Origin of the sequence: Caldicoprobacter faecalis (assembly GCF_900115765.1) — a bacterium.
Classification (GTDB): Bacteria; Bacillota; Clostridia; order Caldicoprobacterales; family Caldicoprobacteraceae; genus Caldicoprobacter; species Caldicoprobacter oshimai.
Map to the genome: position 1 here is coordinate 1 of NZ_FOXR01000076.1, position 2,153 is coordinate 2,153.

Sequence of the window (2,153 nt, forward strand, 5' to 3'; positions counted from 1 at the left end):
TACCATAAAAGAGAGGATGTTTCTATATTTTTATGCCGAAAAATGTTGATTTTTCAAGGTTCAGAGCTCATTTTTTATGTGCGAAGTCTGAGATATGTTAGTTTTTTTCATTTTAGTTACCACTCTCTATAATCAATATACTTACACTAATAGGATGTAATACGTGCGTCTGTTGGCATAACCAAGCCCAGTTATTTACTATAGTAGCAAAAAGGTCACCCATATAATTATTATCCAAACTGAAATCAAAAACATCCTCAAAAAGTAGATGATAAGAAGCAAATGCTGTATCTACGTAATATCCAGTTACGTAAACGGTTACTTTATGTAGTGAATAGAATAAATCGGGATTATCCGCCTTTTCAAATACAGGTTTCCATGTGTCTGTCGTCTTACGAGTAAATTTTATGTAATCAACATAGCTCTGATACTTGAGAGTAGAACGAATCTTAGATGTAAACGGCCCGCTTGCTGTAGGCCCTTCGTAATAAGGAATATCTTTAACAGAATATTCAACAAGAGTAGCCGAACACGTATATCCCTTATTTCTTGCTATTTGTGCTGCGGCTAACCATGCCAACTGTAAAGGACTATATGTTGTAGAGCTATTTGTCGAAACAAGTTTAGACGATTTTGTATCAGATAATTAAGCAGAATTAGTATAAGTTTCTGCCACATAATCAATAAAGGCGTTCAACTCTTCATTGGTCATGGTTGCGAATATTTCATCAGCATTTTCAAGAGTTATTTTAGGGAAGATTGACTCTTCTGAAGCAGCTAATACTGAAATGCTTGTTGACAAGAAAATACAGACTGCAAAAAACAGACTTACAGATTTCAGTAATAGCTTTTTCATATTAATCATTCCTCCCTTTTCTTATGTAATTTTTTATTGATATTATAGCAAAAATTAACTAAAATTACAATATGTCTCTTGTAAAATTAAATATAAAATCCCAAAAAAAACCAAATTGAAAATTTAACTTCCACCCCCATGGTTATGAAATGTGGAACTTAATCTTGCAAGTCAACATATGGATTTTAATCCTGCAAGATGATATACTACTTTTAAGTATTACCCTTTACAGCAGTACCTGCCTCAAATAGAAAGGGGCAATTATCATGCCTAAGTTTAAACACCTTACACTCGCTGAGAGAAAGGCTATTGAGAATTATCTCAACGATTCTCTATCCTTCAAAGCCATTGCAAAAGAGCTCGGTAAGGATTGTACTACTATATCCAAGGAAGTTAGAAAACATATTACACAGAAAAAGACTGGGGCATACGGCAGAGCATTTAATAATTGTACTCATCGATTTGACTGTACTCATTCCTATCTCTGTGACAGCGGTAATTGCAGGAATCATTATTGCCGTTTCTGCTCTAAATGTTACCTGGTGTGTCCTGACTATGAGGAATATCTGTGTCTGTGCTTTCAAAACCACATTATGTATGTAATGGCTGCAAAAATCTTAAAAGCTGTACACTTAAAAAATCTTTCTATGTTAAAGAAGATGCTCATCAAAAGTATAAACTATTACTCTCTGAATCACGAAATGGAATCTCTGTTGATGAGGAAGAGATTCTACGGCTTGATAACATCATAAGTCCCCTCATTAAAAAGGGACAGTCTTTACACCATATCTGTTCTAATAACAGGGATGTTATTATGCACAGCGAAAGAACTATCTACAATTATGTTGATTATGGGCTTTTTACTGCTAGAAATATCGATCTTCCGAGGAAAGTAGTATATCGGCCAAGGAAGAAATCAGCTGACCATTTTAAAGTTGATAAATCCTGCAGAGTTGGCCGTACCTATGAAGACTTTCTTAACTTTTTAAAAGAACATCCCGATACACCTGTTGTTGAAATGGATACTGTAGAAGGCACAAAAGGTGGGAAGGTTCTCCTTACAATCCACTTTATCGATTCTAAGTTTATGCTAACATTTATACGGGATGCCAACACTTCTCAGTCTGTTATTGAGATCAAGTCCAAATTTTTGTGTAAAATTCCCTCTGGCTAGAATCAGGTTAAATTATCACCACTGATCTTTAAATTTTACTGCTTCCGGCTTCTTTTAGGTCAAGGATTCGCTATCGCCGGGCTGCGCCCGTCCTTGACCTAAAAGAGCCTCCAGCAGTTTTAT

Annotated in this window: 2 protein-coding genes and 1 pseudogene; 2 read left to right on the top strand and 1 reads right to left on the bottom strand. The window is 35.3% G+C overall.

Annotated features, from left to right (window positions below):
- Nucleotides 1–646: 646 nt before the first annotated feature.
- On the bottom strand, nucleotides 647–856 hold the full coding sequence (locus tag BM241_RS12060) for a hypothetical protein (protein ID WP_025748324.1): 210 nt from the start codon (nucleotides 854–856) through the stop codon (nucleotides 647–649).
- Nucleotides 857–1,122: 266 nt separating this feature from the next.
- On the opposite strand from BM241_RS12060, the pseudogene BM241_RS13315 reads away from it, so the two are divergent.
- Nucleotides 1,123–1,200 (top strand): annotated as a pseudogene (locus tag BM241_RS13315) (hypothetical protein); the annotation flags it as partial.
- A 224-nt stretch (nucleotides 1,201–1,424) separates the two neighbouring features.
- Nucleotides 1,425–2,030 (top strand): hypothetical protein, encoded by a 606-nt coding sequence (locus BM241_RS12875; protein WP_242948409.1) that lies wholly within the window; start codon nucleotides 1,425–1,427, stop codon nucleotides 2,028–2,030.
- Nucleotides 2,031–2,153: the final 123 nt, after the last annotated feature.

Coding starts and splice junctions, on each gene's coding strand:
- BM241_RS12060 (WP_025748324.1), bottom strand. CDS start 856: ATGAAAAAGCTATTACTGAAATCTGTAAGTCTGTTTTTTGCAGTCTGT.